General features: G+C 43.0%; 20 protein-coding genes. All 20 read right to left on the bottom strand.

All coding sequences use genetic code 11. From position 1 onward, the window contains the following. Positions 1-12 precede the first annotated feature (12 nt). On the bottom strand, positions 13-324 hold the full coding sequence (gene rplX, locus ACNJYY_RS00765; RefSeq protein WP_066294477.1) for a 50S ribosomal protein L24: 312 nt from the start codon (positions 322-324) through the stop codon (positions 13-15). Positions 325-381: 57 nt separating this feature from the next. Next, positions 382-750, bottom strand: a complete 369-nt coding sequence (gene rplN, locus ACNJYY_RS00760; protein ID WP_066237936.1) for a 50S ribosomal protein L14 — start codon at positions 748-750, stop codon at positions 382-384. Positions 751-795: 45 nt separating this feature from the next. Beyond that, positions 796-1,059, bottom strand: a complete 264-nt coding sequence (gene rpsQ, locus ACNJYY_RS00755; RefSeq protein ID WP_066390676.1) for a 30S ribosomal protein S17 — start codon at positions 1,057-1,059, stop codon at positions 796-798. Positions 1,060-1,081: 22 nt separating this feature from the next. Then, on the bottom strand, positions 1,082-1,285 hold the full coding sequence (rpmC, locus tag ACNJYY_RS00750) for a 50S ribosomal protein L29 (protein ID WP_066237940.1): 204 nt from the start codon (positions 1,283-1,285) through the stop codon (positions 1,082-1,084). After that, the gene (gene rplP / locus ACNJYY_RS00745) at positions 1,275-1,709 is read right to left on the bottom strand and encodes a 50S ribosomal protein L16 (protein ID WP_066237943.1); all 435 of its coding nucleotides are present in this window, start codon (positions 1,707-1,709) and stop codon (positions 1,275-1,277) included. Before rplP ends, rpmC begins: the two co-directional genes overlap by 11 nt. A 2-nt stretch (positions 1,710-1,711) precedes the next feature. Further along, positions 1,712-2,371, bottom strand: a complete 660-nt coding sequence (gene rpsC / locus ACNJYY_RS00740) for a 30S ribosomal protein S3 (RefSeq protein WP_066237945.1) — start codon at positions 2,369-2,371, stop codon at positions 1,712-1,714. A gap of 3 nt (positions 2,372-2,374) precedes the next feature. After that, positions 2,375-2,716: a 50S ribosomal protein L22 gene (gene rplV / locus ACNJYY_RS00735; protein ID WP_066237948.1), complete on the bottom strand. Its 342-nt coding sequence runs from the start codon at positions 2,714-2,716 to the stop codon at positions 2,375-2,377. A gap of 19 nt (positions 2,717-2,735) precedes the next feature. Beyond that, positions 2,736-3,014 (bottom strand): 30S ribosomal protein S19, encoded by a 279-nt coding sequence (gene rpsS, locus ACNJYY_RS00730; RefSeq protein WP_066237951.1) that lies wholly within the window; start codon positions 3,012-3,014, stop codon positions 2,736-2,738. Positions 3,015-3,071: 57 nt separating this feature from the next. After that, positions 3,072-3,902: a 50S ribosomal protein L2 gene (gene rplB / locus ACNJYY_RS00725; RefSeq protein WP_066390675.1), complete on the bottom strand. Its 831-nt coding sequence runs from the start codon at positions 3,900-3,902 to the stop codon at positions 3,072-3,074. A 28-nt stretch (positions 3,903-3,930) separates the two neighbouring features. Next, a complete protein-coding gene (gene rplW, locus ACNJYY_RS00720) occupies positions 3,931-4,218 on the bottom strand; it encodes a 50S ribosomal protein L23 (RefSeq protein WP_066390671.1) in 288 nt (95 codons plus the stop codon). Continuing rightward, positions 4,218-4,841 (bottom strand): 50S ribosomal protein L4, encoded by a 624-nt coding sequence (rplD, locus tag ACNJYY_RS00715; protein ID WP_066390669.1) that lies wholly within the window; start codon positions 4,839-4,841, stop codon positions 4,218-4,220. The genes rplW and rplD overlap by 1 nt, the downstream gene beginning before the upstream one ends. Positions 4,842-4,858: 17 nt before the next feature. Next, positions 4,859-5,497: a 50S ribosomal protein L3 gene (gene rplC, locus ACNJYY_RS00710; protein WP_066390667.1), complete on the bottom strand. Its 639-nt coding sequence runs from the start codon at positions 5,495-5,497 to the stop codon at positions 4,859-4,861. Positions 5,498-5,546: 49 nt separating this feature from the next. Then, positions 5,547-5,855: a 30S ribosomal protein S10 gene (rpsJ, locus tag ACNJYY_RS00705; protein WP_053356198.1), complete on the bottom strand. Its 309-nt coding sequence runs from the start codon at positions 5,853-5,855 to the stop codon at positions 5,547-5,549. Positions 5,856-6,482: 627 nt separating this feature from the next. Continuing rightward, positions 6,483-7,673 (bottom strand): elongation factor Tu, encoded by a 1,191-nt coding sequence (gene tuf, locus ACNJYY_RS00700; protein WP_066390665.1) that lies wholly within the window; start codon positions 7,671-7,673, stop codon positions 6,483-6,485. 115 nt (positions 7,674-7,788) lie between these two features. Beyond that, the gene (fusA, locus tag ACNJYY_RS00695; protein ID WP_191755316.1) at positions 7,789-9,867 is read right to left on the bottom strand and encodes an elongation factor G; all 2,079 of its coding nucleotides are present in this window, start codon (positions 9,865-9,867) and stop codon (positions 7,789-7,791) included. Positions 9,868-9,942: 75 nt separating this feature from the next. Next, positions 9,943-10,413, bottom strand: coding sequence for a 30S ribosomal protein S7 (rpsG, locus tag ACNJYY_RS00690; RefSeq protein WP_197134190.1), 471 nt, complete (start codon positions 10,411-10,413; stop codon positions 9,943-9,945). A 45-nt stretch (positions 10,414-10,458) separates the two neighbouring features. After that, entirely contained in the window at positions 10,459-10,881 is a 423-nt protein-coding gene (gene rpsL, locus ACNJYY_RS00685; protein WP_066390653.1) for a 30S ribosomal protein S12, read from the bottom strand. A gap of 116 nt (positions 10,882-10,997) precedes the next feature. Then, positions 10,998-11,246, bottom strand: a complete 249-nt coding sequence (locus tag ACNJYY_RS00680) for a 50S ribosomal protein L7ae-like protein (protein ID WP_066237983.1) — start codon at positions 11,244-11,246, stop codon at positions 10,998-11,000. An 84-nt stretch (positions 11,247-11,330) separates the two neighbouring features. Next, complete coding sequence (gene rpoC, locus ACNJYY_RS00675) at positions 11,331-14,954, bottom strand: DNA-directed RNA polymerase subunit beta' (RefSeq protein ID WP_416730179.1); 3,624 nt, start codon at positions 14,952-14,954, stop codon at positions 11,331-11,333. A 29-nt stretch (positions 14,955-14,983) separates the two neighbouring features. Next, positions 14,984-18,526 (bottom strand): DNA-directed RNA polymerase subunit beta, encoded by a 3,543-nt coding sequence (rpoB, locus tag ACNJYY_RS00670; RefSeq protein WP_137792247.1) that lies wholly within the window; start codon positions 18,524-18,526, stop codon positions 14,984-14,986. Positions 18,527-18,529 lie beyond the last annotated feature (3 nt).

Raw genomic sequence — 18,529 nt, 5'->3', positions numbered from 1 at the left:
TCACTCTGAGACTTATTTATCTAGGGTTTCACCAGATTTTTTGGCCACACGAACTTTTTTCCCATCAACTACATTGTAGCCTACACGAGTAGGAGCACCAGTTTTAGGGTCAAGAGGCATTACGTTAGAAGCATGAATTGGTGCTTCTTGGCTAAGGATTCCACCTTGTGGATTAGCTTGAGAAGGTTTTGCGTGTTTCTTAACAACGTTCACGCCTTCAACAAGCACTCTGTTTAGCTTCGGATAAGCTTCAAGGATCACACCTTGTTTACCTTTATCCTTGCCGGAAATAACTTGTACTTTATCGCCTTTTTTCACATGCAATGGCATTGTGATGTTGCACCTCCTTACAAGACAATAAACGCCTTGCTAGTAAATATATTAAAGAACTTCTGGAGCAAGAGATACGATTTTCATAAATTGCTTGTCACGAAGTTCACGTGCTACTGGTCCGAAGATACGAGTTCCTCGAGGACCTTTATCATCCTTAACGATTACAGCCGCGTTCTCATCAAAGCGGATGTAAGATCCGTCGTTACGGCGCATACCACGCTTAGAACGTACCACTACCGCTTTAACAACGTCACCTTTCTTAACAACGCCACCTGGTGTTGCGGACTTAACCGAACAAACGATAATGTCACCAACGTTAGCGTACTTACGACCAGAACCACCAAGAACTTTAATGCAAAGTAACTCTTTCGCACCGGAGTTATCAGCTACTCTTAAACGGGATTCTTGTTGAATCATGCGAATGGACCTCCTTTCGGATATGAGTATAATCCGAACAATTTATTAAATAATTACTGCTTCTTGTACTACTTCAACTAGACGGAATCGCTTGTCTTTAGAAAGCGGACGCGTTTCCATAACCTTTACGATATCGCCAATTTTAGCAGTGTTGTTTTCATCATGCGCTTTTAACTTTTTAGAGTATTTAACGCGCTTGTTATATAAAGTGTGAGTCTTGTAAGTTTCTACAAGCACTGTAATCGTTTTGTCCATCTTGTCAGAAACAACACGACCAGTGTACACCTTGCGCTGGTTACGTTCACTCATTGTGCGAACCTCCTCTCAAGATTTAACCGTTAGTAATCCCAAGCTCTCTTTCACGTAAAACCGTTTTTGCACGGGCAATTGCTTTACGAACTTCACGAATGCGGGCCGGGTTTTCAAGTTGACCTGTCGCTAGTTGGAAACGAAGGTTAAAAAGCTCTTCTTTAAGTGCTTTTGCTTTTTGTTCAACTTCTGCAGTGGTCAGGTTACGAATATCATTAGCCTTCATTTGTGTCACCACCCACTTCTTCGCGTTTAACAAACTTACATTTTACAGGAAGTTTGTGTGCTGCAAGACGCAACGCTTCGCGTGCCACTTCTTCAGAGACACCTGCGATTTCAAACATAACTTTTCCTGGCTTAACTACAGCTACCCATCCTTCAGGAGCACCTTTACCAGATCCCATTCGGACTTCTAGAGGCTTTGCAGTGTAAGGCTTAGACGGGAAAATTTTAATCCAAACTTTACCGCCACGCTTCATATAACGAGTCATCGCAATACGAGCTGCTTCGATCTGACGGTTAGTAATCCAGCTAGCTTCAAGAGCTTGCAAACCGAATTCTCCGAAATGAACTTCAGTACCGCCTTTTGCGTTCCCACGCATTTTACCGCGGTGTTCACGACGATATTTAACACGTTTTGGCAATAACATAATTATTTGCCTCCTTCCTCTTTTTTCGTTCCTCTTGTTGGAAGGACCTCACCACGATAAATCCAGATTTTAACTCCAAGCTTACCGTAAGTTGTGTCTGCTTCAGCAGTACCGTAATCGATGTCTGCACGAAGTGTGTGAAGAGGAACTGTACCTTCACTATAATGTTCAGCACGAGCGATATCAGCTCCGCCAAGACGGCCTGACACTTGTGTTTTGATACCTTTCGCACCCATACGCATTGCACGTTGGATCGCCTGCTTCATAGCACGACGGAAAGATACACGGTTTTCAAGTTGACGAGCGATGTTTTCAGCAACTAGCTTAGCATCAACGTCAGCTTGTTTGATTTCAAAGATGTTTACGTGAACTCTTTTACCAGTGATGTCGTTAAGGGCTTTACGAAGTGCTTCAACTTCAGATCCACCTTTACCGATAACCATTCCTGGTTTAGCAGTTTTGATTGTGATATTCACACGGTTAGCTGCACGTTCGATTTCAACACCTGATACAGCAGCGTCTTTTAAACGCTTTTCAATATAAGAACGGATCTTAAGGTCTTCATGTAAAAGATTAGCGTAATCCTTTTCAGCGTACCATTTTGAATCCCAGTCACGGATGACGCCAATACGTAGACCTATTGGATTTACTTTTTGACCCACGTCTTAACCCTCCTTCTTTTCAGAAACAACGATTGTGATGTGGCTAGTACGTTTGTTGATACGGCTTGCGCGACCCATCGCACGAGGACGGAAACGCTTAAGAGTAATACCTTCATCAACGAACGCTTGCTTAATCACCAAGTTGTTCGGTTCCATTTCATAGTTGTGTTCTGCGTTTGCGATAGCAGACTTAAGCACCTTTTCAATTACAGGAGAAGCTGCTTTAGGCGTCAAACGTAGAATCGCAAGTGCCTCACCTACTTGCTTGCCTCGAATCAAGTCGATTACGATGCGAGCTTTACGAGGAGCAATACGCACTTGTTTAGCAATTGCTTTTGCTTCCATTTTGTGTACCTCCCCTCAATTAACGTCTTGTTTTCTTATCATCAGCTGCATGGCCTTTGTAAGTACGAGTAGGTGCAAACTCACCTAACTTGTGACCGACCATATCTTCTGTACAATAAACCGGCACGTGCTTACGACCATCATAAACAGCGATTGTGTGACCGATGAAGTCAGGGAAAATCGTAGAACGACGAGACCAAGTTTTAACTACTTTCTTGTCGTTAGATTCATTAAGTGCCTCGACCTTTTTCATCAAGTGGTCATCTACAAAAGGCCCTTTTTTCAAACTGCGACCCATTTGAGAACCTCCCTTTGTGTTTGCGCTACGGCTCGATTGAACCGTAGTACAATCACATTATTTTTTGCGACGACGTACAATGTACTTGTCAGTTTGGCTATTTTTCTTACGAGTTTTATATCCAAGAGTTGGTTTACCCCATGGAGACATTGGTGATTTACGTCCGATTGGAGCGCGTCCTTCACCACCACCGTGTGGGTGATCGTTAGGGTTCATTACAGAACCACGAACTGTTGGGCGGATACCCTTCCAACGAGAACGACCTGCTTTACCAACGTTTACAAGTTCATGCTCTAAGTTTCCAACTTGACCGATTGTTGCGCGGCAAGTAAGAAGGATCATACGAACTTCACCAGAACCTAGACGAACTAGCGCATACTTTTCTTCTTTACCAAGAAGTTGAGCTTCAGCACCAGCTGAACGAGCCAATTGTCCACCTTTACCAGGCTTAAGTTCGATGTTGTGAATTGTAGAACCTACAGGAATGTTAGCTAATGGAAGTGAGTTACCTACTTTAATATCAGCTTCAGTACCGGACATGATTTCTTGCCCTACTTTAATTCCTTTTGGAGCTAAGATATAACGCTTCTCACCATCTGCATAGTGGATTAGCGCGATGTTAGCCGTACGGTTTGGATCGTACTCGATTGTAGCAACGCGACCTGGTATTCCGTCTTTGTTACGTTTGAAATCGATGATACGATACTTACGCTTGTGTCCTCCACCTTGGTGACGAACAGTTAGTTTACCTTGGTTGTTACGCCCAGCTTTTTTGCTAAGAGGAGCAAGCAAGGATTTTTCTGGTTGGTCAGTTGTAATTTCAGCAAAGTCAAGCTGAGACATGTTACGACGACCGTTAGTTGTCGGTTTAAACTTTTTGATACCCATTGTAATTTCCCTCCTTTACGAGTTCTTTTTAAACTCCTTCAAAAAAGTCGAGTTCTTTGCTTTCTGGAGTTAATGTAACTACAGCTTTTTTACGTTTAGAAGTGTAACCAGTATGACGGCCTACACGTTTAAACTTACCTTTGTAGTTAGCAGTGTTAACAGATTGAATTTTCACGCCAAAGATTTCTTCTAGTGCGCCTTTGATTTGAGTCTTAGTAGCACGAGGGTTAACTTCGAACGTGTATTTTTTGTCAGCCATTATTTCAGTAGAACGCTCTGTAATAACGGGGCGCTTAATCACATCACGAGCTTCCATTATGCGAGCACCTCCCCTACTTTTTCCACAGCGTCTTTAGTCATAAGAAGCTTGTCGTGGTTTAACACGTCAAGAACACTAACGCCGTTAGCTGTAACAACTGTTACGCCAGGGATGTTACGTGCAGACAATGCAACAGCGTCATTGTAATCAGCAGTTACAACTAATGCTTTACGATCTGCGGATAGATTTGCAAGTACTTGCATCATTTCCTTTGTTTTAGGAGCTTCGAATGCAAGTCCTTCTAAAACGATTAAGTCGTTATCTAGAACCTTAGAAGATAGCGCTGATTTAATAGCTAAGCGACGAACCTTCTTAGGTAATTTGTAAGAATAGCTTCTTGGTGTTGGTCCGAAAACCACTCCACCGCCAACCCATTGTGGAGAACGGATAGATCCTTGACGAGCACGTCCAGTACCTTTCTGTTTCCAAGGCTTGCGTCCACCACCAGCAACTTCAGAACGGTTCTTTACATCGTGCGTTCCTTGGCGCTGTGATGCTTGCTGCATAATAACCGCGTCGAAAAGCACGCTTTTATTTGGTTCAATACCGAAAACGGAATCGTTTAATTCGATATCGCCAGCTTGAGTACCATCTTGTTTAAATAATGCTACTTTTGGCATCAGATTGTCCTCCTTCCTTATTTAGCATCCTTTGCTTTAACAGCAGAGTTAATTGTAACGTAGCTCTTTTTCGCTCCAGGTACGTTACCTTTGATTAGTAGAAGATTACGTTCTGCATCAACTCTTACAACTTCTAAGTTTTGTACAGTTACTGTATCTCCGCCAGTACGTCCAGGTAATGCTTTCCCTTTGAAAACACGGTTAGGGTCAACTGCACCCATTGAACCAGGACGACGGTGGTAACGGGAACCGTGGCTCATTGGCCCGCGTGATTGCCCGTGACGCTTGATAACACCTTGGAATCCTTTTCCTTTAGATGTACCAGTAACGTCTACAGCGTCACCTTCTGCAAAAATGTCAGCTTTGACTTCCTGACCAACTTCGTATCCCGCAACATCAACATTACGGAATTCTTTAACGTAGCGCTTAGGGCTCGTGCTAGCTTTAGCAGCATGTCCTGCTTGTGGCTTGTTAGAACGAGAGTCTTTTTTATCATCAAATCCAAGTTGGATAGCTTCGTAGCCATCATTCTCAACGGATTTCTTTTGAAGAACAACGTTAGGAGTTACTTCTACTACAGTAACTGGAATTAGATCTCCGTTTTCTGCGAAAACTTGAGTCATACCAATTTTTCTACCTAAGATTCCTTTGGTCATTCGTCACACCTCCTATTAATAAGTAAAATATTTATAAGCAAACGTGAAATTATAGTTTAATTTCGATGTCTACACCAGACGGTAGATCCAAACGCATTAACGAATCAACTGTTTGTGGTGTTGGCTCGATAATATCGATCAAGCGCTTATGAGTACGCATTTCGAACTGCTCACGAGAGTCCTTGTACTTATGAACCGCACGAAGGATCGTGTAGATCGCTTTCTCAGTAGGTAGTGGGATAGGACCAGATACCTTTGCTCCTGAACGCTTAGCAGTTTCTACGATTTTTTCAGCTGATTGATCAAGAATTCTGTGATCATACGCCTTTAAACGGATACGAATCTTTTGCTTTGCCATTTTTTTCCCTCCTTTATTCGCCTATTTTGATAAACAGACATTGCTCCGCGGAAATTCAACCTGATATCACCAGCCATGGCAAAGGGGCCTAGTGTGTCAGCAACCTTCCGGATCATCGCAGTGAATGACCAACATTACTTATTATAGAGAAAAGCAACGCCCAATGCAAGTGTTATTTGCATTTATTTATTGCTAATCGCACTTTTTCTATTATAGAGACTTTATCAGCAGATTTCAACTTCCTTTTTCTTCTTTTGCATATTCGAATGTGTTTCTTCTATATATAGAAGAAACATGTTTAAATGGGTTTAAATGATTGGAGAAGATAGATCTTTGAATGGTTGGTGTGTTGTTAATTTCGTGTGTTTTTGTTTACTAGGTGGAGAGGGTTATCTATTGGGGATTTTACGATACGTGTTTTTATATTTATTACACGTTCACCGGTAATCATAAAGTTTTCACCTGTAAATGATGTTTTTTCACCTCAATATAGGTTTTGACCACCTATTATAGCGAGTTCACCACCTGTAACCAATCAGTTTTCACCTGAAGTGTGAGATCACATCATTTAACATAAAAAAACACCCTCCAAAAGGAGAGTGCTTTTTTTATAAAAGAGTAATGAGATTACTCAGTGATTGTTGCAACTACGCCTGCACCAACTGTACGTCCACCTTCACGAATAGAGAACTTAGTTCCTTCTTCGATAGCGATTGGAGCGATTAGTTCTACAGTCATCTCAACGTTATCTCCAGGCATAACCATTTCTACGCCTTCAGGAAGTTGGATGATACCAGTTACGTCAGTTGTACGGAAGTAGAACTGAGGACGGTAGTTAGAGAAGAATGGAGTGTGACGTCCACCCTCTTCTTTTGAAAGAACATAAACTTCTGATTTGAACTTAGTGTGAGCTTTAACAGTACCTGGCTTAGCAAGAACTTGTCCACGCTCAACATCTTCACGAGAAACCCCACGAAGAAGTGCACCAATGTTGTCACCAGCTTCAGCATAGTCAAGAAGCTTACGGAACATTTCAACACCTGTTACAGTTGTTGATTTTGGCTCTTCAGTAAGACCAAGGATCTCAACTACGTCACCAACTTTTACTACACCACGCTCAACACGTCCAGTAGCAACTGTACCACGACCAGTGATTGAGAATACATCCTCAACTGGCATCATGAATGGCTTTTCAGTGTCACGTGGAGGAGTTGGGATATAAGAATCTACAGCGTCCATAAGCTCGTAGATTTTAGCTTCCCAATCAGCGTCTCCTTCAAGAGCTTTAAGAGCAGAACCTTTGATTACAGGAATATCATCTCCTGGGAAGTCATACTCAGAAAGAAGGTCACGAACTTCCATTTCTACTAGCTCAAGAAGTTCTTCGTCGTCTACCATGTCACACTTGTTCATGAATACAACAAGGTAAGGTACACCTACTTGACGAGAAAGAAGGATGTGCTCACGAGTTTGTGGCATTGGGCCGTCAGCAGCAGATACTACTAGGATCCCACCATCCATTTGTGCTGCACCAGTGATCATGTTCTTAACATAGTCAGCATGTCCTGGGCAGTCTACGTGTGCATAGTGACGAGAATCAGTTTCATACTCAACGTGTGCAGTTGAGATTGTGATTCCACGTTCGCGCTCTTCTGGAGCACCGTCGATTTGGTCATAAGCCATTGCTACACCCTTACCGTTTTTCTTAGCAAGAACAGTAGTGATAGCAGCTGTTAAAGTTGTTTTACCATGGTCAACGTGACCGATAGTACCAATGTTAGCATGCGTTTTGGAACGATCAAATTTCTCTTTACCCATGAGAAAGATTCCTCCTTAAATATGTTTACATATAGTAGATTTTTTATTTAAAACGAACAGTTTGTACTGCCCATTTTAGATTACATGAAAATGTTGTTTCTTACAACTGAAGAGATTAAGCTCCAGTTGATTTTTTGATGATTTCTTCAGAGATTGACTTAGGTACTTCTTCGTAGTGATCGAAGTGCATTGAGTAAGTACCGCGGCCTTGTGTACGAGAACGCAAGCTAGTTGCATAACCGAACATCTCAGCAAGTGGAACCATCGCTTTAACGATTTGTGCGTTACCACGAGCTTCCATACCTTCAACACGTCCACGACGGGAAGTTACGTCACCCATGATATCACCCATGTACTCTTCAGGAACCGTTACTTCAACTTTCATAATCGGCTCTAGAATTGCAGGGTCACACTTAGCTTTTGCGTTCTTAAGTGCCATTGAACCGGCAATCTTAAACGCCATCTCGTTGGAGTCAACATCATGGTAAGAACCATCAACGATACGAGCTTTAAGGTCAAGTAATGGGAAACCAGCAAGCATACCGTTTTTCATTGATTCTTCAATACCAGCTTGAACAGCAGGGATATATTCACGAGGAACTGCCCCACCAACGATTTTGTTTTCAAATACAAATCCAGATCCTTCTTCACCTGGCTCGAATTCAACCCATACGTGACCATATTGTCCACGACCACCAGACTGACGAACGAATTTACCTTCAACTTTAGCAGCTTGGCGAATTGTTTCACGGTAAGCAACCTGAGGAGCACCCACGTTAGCTTCTACCTTGAATTCACGGCGCATACGGTCAACTAGGATGTCAAGGTGAAGCTCACCCATACCTGCGATGATCGTTTGTCCAGTTTCTTCGTTTGTTTCAGTACGGAATGTTGGATCTTCTTCAGCTAGCTTAGCAAGCGCCATACCCATCTTGTCTTGGTCTGCTTTAGACTTCGGCTCGATAGATAGTGAGATAACTGGCTCTGGGAATACCATGGATTCTAAGATAACAAGATTCTTTTCATCACAAAGCGTATCACCAGTTGTAGTGTCTTTAAGACCTACAGCAGCTGCGATATCTCCAGCGTATACGATAGAGATCTCTTCACGGGAGTTTGCGTGCATTTGAAGGATACGTCCAACACGCTCGCGCTTTCCTTTAGTAGAGTTCTGTACGTATGATCCAGAGTTAAGTGTACCTGAGTACACACGGAAGAATGTTAACTTACCAACATAAGGGTCAGTCATAACTTTAAATGCAAGCGCAGAGAATGGTGCTTCGTCGCTTGATTCACGAGTTACTTCATCTTCTGAGTCTGGAAGAATACCTTTAATAGCTGGTACATCAACCGGCGATGGAAGGTAATCAAGAACTGCGTCAAGCATAAGCTGAACACCTTTGTTCTTAAATGCCGAACCACACATTACTGGGTAGAACTCAACGTTACAAGTTCCTTGACGGATACCTGCTTTAAGCTCTTCCTTCGTAATTTCTTCGCCTTCTAAGTACTTCATCATCATTTCTTCATCTAGCTCAGCTACCGCTTCAATTAACTTGTTACGGTATTCTTCAGCCAACGGCATGTGCTCTTCAGGAATTTCACGAACTTCGATATCAGTACCAAGGTCGTTTCCGTAGAATACAGCGTTCATTTCAACTAAGTCGATGATTGCTTCAAATTGGTCTTCCGCACCGATCGGTAATTGGATCGGGTGAGCGTTAGCACCAAGGCGGTCATGAATCGTTTTAACGGAGTATAAGAAATCCGCACCGATCTTGTCCATTTTGTTTACGAATACTACACGAGGTACCCCGTAAGTAGTCGCTTGACGCCAAACTGTTTCTGTTTGTGGTTCAACACCTGATTGAGCATCAAGTAATGCAACCGCTCCGTCTAATACACGTAATGAACGTTCTACTTCAACTGTAAAGTCTACGTGTCCTGGTGTATCAATGATGTTGACACGGTGACCTTTCCATTGAGCAGTTGTAGCAGCGGAAGTAATCGTGATTCCACGCTCTTGTTCCTGCTCCATCCAGTCCATTTGTGAAGCTCCTTCATGAGTTTCACCAATTTTGTGGATACGGCCAGTATAGTAAAGAACACGTTCAGTAGTCGTTGTTTTACCAGCATCGATGTGAGCCATGATACCGATATTACGAGTATTTTTTAAGGAGAATTCTCTAGCCATGAATTTCTCTCCTTCCCTTTTTAAAAGGAATTTTTATAGTGTTTTAGAGACAGTCCGAAAACTGTCTCTATGATTTTACCAGCGGTAGTGAGCAAACGCTTTGTTTGCTTCTGCCATTTTGTGCATATCTTCGCGCTTCTTAACTGAAGCACCAGTGTTATTAGCAGCATCCATGATCTCATACGCAAGACGTTCTTCCATTGTCTTTTCTCCGCGTAGACGAGAGTAGTTCGTTAGGTAACGAAGTCCTAGTGTTGTACGACGCTCTGGGCGAACTTCAACTGGTACTTGGTAGTTAGCTCCACCAACACGGCGAGCACGAACTTCAAGAACTGGCATGATATTTTTAAGAGCTTGTTCAAACACTTCCATAGGATCTTGGTTCGTACGTTCTTTAATAAGTTCGAACGCATTGTACAAGATTGTTTGAGCTACCCCTCTCTTACCGTCAATCATAATTTTATTGATTAGACGAGTTACAAGCTTAGACTTGTAAATTGGATCAGGTAACACATCACGACGAGCAACAGGTCCTTTACGTGGCATGTGGTCCCCTCCTTTCTGATAGTTGTTTAGTTTATTTTAAAAATATTACTTCTTAGCTTCCTTTGGACGCTTCGTTCCGTATTTAGAACGACCTTGCATACGGTTGTTAACACCAGCCGTATCAAGAGCACCACGAACGATGTGGTAACGTACCCCCGGTAAGTCTTTTACACGTCCTCCACGGATAAGAACAACACTGTGCTCTTGAAGGTTGTGGCCAATACCAGGAATGTAAGCTGTAACTTCGATTCCGTTAGTTAGACGAACACGCGCATACTTACGAAGCGCCGAGTTCGGCTTCTTTGGAGTCATAGTACCAACACGTGTACAAACTCCACGCTTTTGCGGAGATGAAACGTTAGTTTGGGACTTTTTGAAGCTGTTGTAACCTTTGTTTAACGCAGGAGAGTCAGATTTCTTTGATTTAGAAACACGACCTTTGCGAACTAATTGGTTAATTGTAGGCATTTTGTATTTCCTCCTCTCTTTTTTCGTAATACCACCGAGCCAGGTGGTTCATTTTAGGACAAAAGAAAGTTTTTGCGAGAGGAGCGATATTGATGCCCATCGCAAAAACATGAATTTTATCCTTTTATCGCAACAGTTGCGGCCCCGACATCTATACCGCATGCTTTTCCAAGCTTTTTCATGGAATCAACCTTTACGATCGGTACGTGCTTCTCTTCGGCAATCTGCAATACTTTGCTCGTTACTCGAAAATCTGCGTCTTCCGCAACGACCAGTTCTTTGACTTCGCCGTTCTGTAAAGCTTTGATTGTTTGCTTAGTACCTACGATAATTTCAGAAGCCTGTGTCACTTTTTCATAAGACATACGAATATCCTCCAAAGTAACAAATCTTAGGAGCACATCCGTAATCATATCACCGATGCGCTCCCGATGTCAACATTTCATTTATTAATCTTGAGAAACAAGTTCTGTAGGCAGTTCTGCCTCTTCGTTGTTCTCATCTTCAACTACTGGAGAGTTGATTCCGATGTTTCTGTAACGGTTCATACCCGTTCCAGCCGGGATCAGCTTACCAATAATAACATTTTCCTTAAGTCCGAGTAATTCGTCACGCTTACCTTTGATGGCAGCATCTGTAAGAACTCGAGTTGTCTCTTGGAATGATGCAGCAGATAAGAATGATTCAGTCTCAAGAGATGCTTTTGTAATACCAAGAAGCACTGGACGACCTGTAGCAGGAGTTCCACCTTCAAGAAGTACACTACGGTTAACATCCGTAAACGCATGAATATCCATAAGTGCTCCTGGAAGTACTTGAGAATCACCAGAATCGATGATGCGCACTTTACGAAGCATCTGGCGAACCATAACCTCAACGTGCTTATCTCCGATTTCTACCCCTTGCATACGGTAAACTTTCTGTACCTCACGCAATAGGTATTCTTGTACGCCTTCTGCACCACGTACTTTAATTAATTCTTTAGGATCGATCGAACCTTCCGTCAATACTTGACCGGCAGTTACCTTGTCGCCTTCGACCGCTTTAATGCGGGCACCGAAAGGAATCGTGTAAGATCTAGATTCAATTTCACCTTGAACGACTACTTCACGCTTATCTTTATTGTCGTTCACGCCAACAACCGTACCTTCAAGCTCAGAGATAACCGCTTGACCTTTCGGGTTACGCGCTTCAAACAATTCTTGGATACGCGGAAGACCTTGTGTGATATCATCTCCTGCTACCCCACCTGTATGGAAGGTACGCATTGTAAGCTGTGTACCTGGCTCACCGATGGATTGAGCAGCGATAATTCCAACAGCTTCCCCAACTTCAACGTCAGAGCCTGTTGCAAGGTTGCGTCCGTAACATTTCTTACAAACTCCGTGACGTGTGTCACAAGTAAATACAGAACGAATCGTTACTGCTTTCACGCCTACTTCTTCAATATAAGCGGCCATGTCTTCAGTGATCAGCTGATTAACGTCTGCAATAAGTTCTTTTGTTTCAGGATGGAATACCTTTTTATAAGCAGTACGACCGATCAAACGCTCATGAAGAGGCTCGATCACTTCGTTGCCTTCTTTAATAGCTGCAACTTCTAAGCCACGGTCCGTTCCACAGTCATCTTCACGTACGATAACATCTTGAGCAACATCAACCAAACGACGAGTAAGGTAACCTGAGTCAGCTGTTTTAAGGGCTGTATCGGCAAGACCTTTACGCGCTCCGTGAGTAGAGATAAAGTACTCGAGTACTGTTAAGCCTTCACGGAAACTTGATTTGATTGGAAGTTCGATGATTTTACCAGCCGGGTTGGCCATCAGACCACGCATACCAGCTAGCTGCGTAAAGTTAGATGCGTTACCACGGGCACCGGAGTCACTCATCATGAAGATTGGGTTTCGCTTATCAAGTGTACCCATCAATTTATTTTGGATTTCGTCTTTCGCCAAACTCCAAACATTGATTACACGCTCATAGCGCTCTTCTTCTGTGATCAAACCACGTCTGAATTGCTTAGTAACGTTTACTACTTTTTCTTCGGCTACAGCAAGAATCTCTTGCTTTTCAGGTAATACAACGATATCGGATACACCGATCGTGATACCAGCGCGCGTAGAATATTTAAATCCTAAGTCCTTCATGCGGTCAAGCATCTTAGACGTTTCAGTAATCTTAAAGCGTTTGAATACTTCTGCGATAATCTTACCTAGGATCCCTTTCTTAAATGGAACAATTTCCTCATGCTTCTGGATTTCCTCTTTTACATTAGCAGCCGGATCTAAGAAGTACTTTTCAGGTGTTTCCACTTGAAGGTTCGTCGTAGTCGGTTCGTTAATGTAAGGGAATGACGGAGGCAGGATCTCGTTGAATAACAACTTACCTACTGTCGTCATAAGAAGCTTAGATTGCTGTTCATCCGTGAAAGTTTCTTTATTTAAGCTGGATACCGGTACTGCAATACGAGAATGCAAGTGCACGAATCCATTTTCATAAGCGATGATCGCTTCGTTGATATCTTTAAATACAGACCCTTCACCAATAGCCCCTTCACGTTCTAGAGTCAGGTAATAGTTACCTAAAACCATATCCTGTGATGGTGTTACTACCGGCTTACCATCTTTCGGGTTCAAGATGTTTTGAGCAGCTAGCATTAAGATACGAGCCTCTGCTTGTGCTTCAGCAGATAGAGGAACGTGGACCGCCATTTGGTCACCGTCAAAGTCAGCGTTGTAAGCTGTACATACGAGCGGGTGAAGACGGATTGCACGGCCTTCTACAAGCGTTGGTTCGAATGCTTGGATACCAAGTCTGTGAAGTGTAGGTGCACGGTTTAGTAGAACTGGGTGTTCACGAATAACTTCTTCTAAAACATCCCAAACTTCTGGCTGAACGCGCTCTACTTTGCGTTTTGCACTCTTGATGTTGTGTGCAAGACCTTTTGAAACTAGCTCTTTCATAACGAATGGTTTGAAGAGCTCAAGTGCCATCTCTTTAGGAAGACCACATTGGTACATCTTTAGGTTCGGACCTACTACGATAACCGAACGTCCAGAGTAGTCAACACGTTTACCTAGCAAGTTTTGACGGAAACGACCTTGTTTCCCTTTCAGCATGTGTGAAAGTGATTTTAACGGACGATTTCCTGGTCCAGTAACCGGACGGCCACGACGACCATTATCGATTAATGCATCGACTGCTTCTTGAAGCATACGTTTTTCATTTTGAACGATAATGTTTGGAGCACCTAAGTCTAATAGACGCTTCAGACGGTTGTTACGGTTGATAACACGACGGTAAAGGTCGTTAAGGTCAGATGTGGCAAAACGTCCACCATCAAGCTGAACCATCGGACGCAATTCCGGTGGAATAACCGGAAGTACTTCTAGAATCATCCAATCGGCATGGTTGCCTGAATGACGGAATGCTTCTAGTACTTCTAAACGCTTAATCGCACGAGTACGGCGTTGGCCTTGTGCTGTTTTAAGCTCTTCTTTCAACATCTCAACTTCTTTTTCAGCATCGATGTCTTCTAAAAGACGTTTGATCGCTTCTGCACCCATTTGTGCAGTGAAACCTTTTCCATACTTTTCACGGTATGTGCGGTATTCCTTCTCCGAAAGCAGTTGTTTCTTCTCAAGAGGAGTATCTCCTGTATCAGTAACAACGTATGAAGCAAAGTAGATTACTTCTTCTAATGCTCTTGGAGACATATCCAAAACAAGACCCATACGGCTTGGGATGCCTTTGAAGTACCAAATGTGAGATACAGGAGCAGCAAGCTCGATGTGACCCATACGGTCACGTCGAACTTTAGCTCTTGTTACTTCAACACCACAACGGTCACAAACCACACCTTTATAACGGACGCGCTTATACTTTCCGCAATGACATTCCCAGTCTTTTGTAGGACCGAAAATTCTTTCACAGAACAAGCCGTCTTTTTCAGGCTTAAGTGTACGGTAGTTGATTGTTTCAGGTTTTTTTACTTCCCCTCTTGACCACGACCGGATTTTGTCCGGTGAAGCAAGACCAATTTTCATATATTCAAAATTATTTACGTCTATCAAGGAGCGTACCTCCCTTTTGATATCCTGTTTTAGTCATTCGAAGTGTAAGACTCAAGATTTAGATTTAGTTTCTCGCTTGCCTGATCGTCTTCATCATCAAGCTCTCTCATTTCAATTTCCTTGTCATCTCCAGAACAGATCTTAACGTCCATTCCAAGAGATTGAAGTTCTTTGATCAATACTTTAAATGATTCTGGAACACCTGGTTCAGGAACGTTTTCGCCTTTAACGATGGCTTCATACGTTTTCACACGGCCGACAACATCATCGGATTTAACCGTAAGAATTTCCTGTAGTGTGTATGCCGCGCCATATGCTTCAAGCGCCCATACTTCCATCTCACCGAAACGCTGACCTCCAAATTGAGCTTTACCGCCAAGAGGCTGTTGTGTAACAAGTGAGTAAGGCCCAGTTGAACGAGCATGCAGCTTGTCATCAACCATGTGAGCCAGTTTGATCATATACATAACCCCAACTGACACACGGTTATCAAACGCAGCACCTGTACGTCCATCATAAAGTACCGTTTTACCATCGCGAGCCATTCCAGCTTCTTCGATCGTAGACCAAACATCTTCTTCACGCGCTCCATCGAATACCGGTGTAGCAACATGAATGCCTAGCTGACGAGCAGCCATTCCAAGGTGAAGCTCCAATACCTGACCGATGTTCATACGGGAAGGTACCCCTAACGGGTTTAACATGATGTCAACTGGTGTTCCATCTGGAAGATAAGGCATATCTTCTTCAGGCATAATTTTAGAAATTACACCTTTGTTTCCGTGACGGCCGGCCATCTTATCTCCTTCATGAATCTTACGTTTTTGCACGATGTATGCACGAACGAGCTGATTCACACCCGGAGGTAGTTCATCGCCATCTTCACGGTTAAACACTTTAACGTCAAGGATGATTCCATCTCCACCGTGAGGTACACGCAATGATGTATCGCGGACTTCACGAGCTTTTTCACCGAAGATCGCATGTAATAGACGTTCTTCAGCTGTTAATTCAGTTACACCTTTAGGCGTTACTTTACCAACTAAGATATCTCCATCTTTAACTTCTGCACCAACACGAATGATTCCGCGTTCGTCCAGGTTGCGTAATGCATCTTCTCCGACGTTTGGAATATCACGAGTGATTTCTTCCGGTCCAAGTTTTGTATCACGCGCTTCTGACTCATATTCTTCAATATGGATCGAAGTATAAACGTCGTCTTTCACGAGACGCTCACTCATGATAACAGCATCCTCGTAGTTGTAACCTTCCCATGTCATGAAGGCAACAAGAACGTTACGGCCTAAAGCAAGTTCACCGACTTCCATTGAAGGGCCATCCGCTAAGATTTCCCCTTTCGTCACGCGGTTACCTGTGCTTACGATCGGACGCTGGTTATAACACGTTCCTTGGTTGGAACGAATAAACTTAAGCATATTGTAGGTGTCAAGGTCGCCTGAAACTTCCTTGCCATCTACTTCTTTAATGCGGCGTACTTGAACTTGTTTTGCTGTAACGCGTTCAACAATTCCTTCGTGCTTACAGATCACTGCAGCTCCAGAGTCTTTTGCTGAAACGTGCTCCATTCCTGTACCAACGATCGGTGATTCAGGAACAAGTAAAGGTACAGCCTGACGTTGCATGTTCGCTCCCATTAGGGCACGGTTGGAGTCATCATTCTCTAAGAACGGAATACATGCTGTCGCAGCAGATACTACCTGTTTCGGCGATACATCCATATAATCGATGCGTTCGCGTTTAACAACAGTGTTATCACCACGGAAACGTGCGATTACGTCTTCGTTCATGAACTCTCCGTTATCTCCTAAGATAGAGTTCGCCTGTGCAACTACGTATAAATCTTCTTCATCAGCAGTTAAGTAATCAATACGGCTCGTTACACGACCTGTTTCAGGATCAACCCGACGGTATGGTGTTTCGATAAATCCATATTGGTTCACTTTTGCATAAGAAGAAAGTGAGTTGATCAAACCGATGTTCGGACCCTCTGGCGTCTCAATCGGACACATACGACCATAGTGAGAATAGTGAACGTCACGAACTTCAAAGCCTGCACGTTCACGTGTAAGACCACCTGGCCCTAGTGCAGATAGACGACGTTTGTGCGTTAATTCTGCAAGCGGGTTCGTTTGATCCATGAACTGTGAAAGCTGAGAGCTTCCGAAGAACTCTTTAATAGAGGCGATAACAGGACGAATATTGATCAACGCCTGTGGTGTGATCGCATTTGTGTCTTGGATCGACATACGCTCACGCACAACACGTTCCATTCTGGAAAGTCCGATTCTAAATTGGTTTTGAAGAAGCTCACCAACTGAACGCAGACGACGGTTTCCAAGATGGTCAATATCATCTGTTGTACCTACTTGATGCAATAAGTTGAAGAAGTAGTTGATAGAAGCAATAATGTCAGAAACCGTGATGTTTTTAATTTCTTTATCAACAAGTCCGTTTCCGATAACATTAATGATTCTTTCACCTTCTTGATCATCAGGCGCATAGATTTTGATAGATTGAAGAGCAATATCTTGATCTTCAGCCACTCCTCCTGCTGGTGTTACGGTTTTAAAGCCTACACCACTCTCAAGAGCAGGGATAATCTTATCTAGCGTTCTACGGTCAAGAAGCGTACCTTCTTCGGCGATCACTTCACCAGTTTCAGCATCAACAAGTGTTTCAGCTAGTTTCTGGTTAAAGAGACGATTCTTTATATGAAGCTTTTTATTGATTTTGTAGCGTCCAACATTAGCTAAGTCATAGCGTTTAGGATCAAAGAACCTAGAATCTAATAAACTTTTTGCATTATCTACTGTTGGAGGCTCTCCCGGACGAAGACGCTCATAGATTTCGAGAAGGGCTTTTTCCGTTCCTTCTGTATTATCTTTATCTAGCGTGTTGCGAAGATACTCGTCTTCTCCAAGCAAATCAATGATTTCTTGATCAGACCCAAACCCTAAAGCACGAAGCAATACGGTAATAGGGATTTTTCTTGTGCGGTCAATACGCACATAAACTACGTCCTTAGCATCTGTTTCGAACTCCAGCCAAGCACCGCGGTTTGGAATGACAGTAGCGGTAAAACCTTTTTTACCGTTTTTGTCGATTTTCTCACTATAGTAAACACTTGGTGAACGAACGAGCTGTGATACAATTACACGCTCTGCCCCGTTGATCACAAAGGTTCCCGTATCTGTCATTAACGGGAAATCTCCCATAAATACTTCCTGCTCTTTTACTTCGCCCGTCTCTTTATTGATCAGACGCACTTTCACACGAAGCGGAGCAGCGTAAGTAACATCGCGCTCTTTTGATTCATCTACAGGATACTTCGGCTCACCTAAGTTATAATCAATAAACTCTAAAACGAGGTTCCCTGTAAAATCTTCAATCGGCGAAATGTCTCGGAACATTTCACGTAACCCCTCATCAAGAAACCATTGATAGGAAGCGGTTTGAATTTCAATTAAGTTTGGTAATTCAAGCACTTCGCTAATCCTTGCATAACTTCTTCGTTGGCGGTGGCGTCCAAACTGAACTAGTTGACCTGTCAACTG

The organism is Fictibacillus tiangongensis (assembly GCF_048083785.1).
GTDB lineage: Bacteria > Bacillota > Bacilli > Bacillales > Fictibacillaceae > Fictibacillus.
Note: the sequence above shows the minus strand (reverse complement) of the source record. Positions and strands in the feature narration are given on the sequence as shown.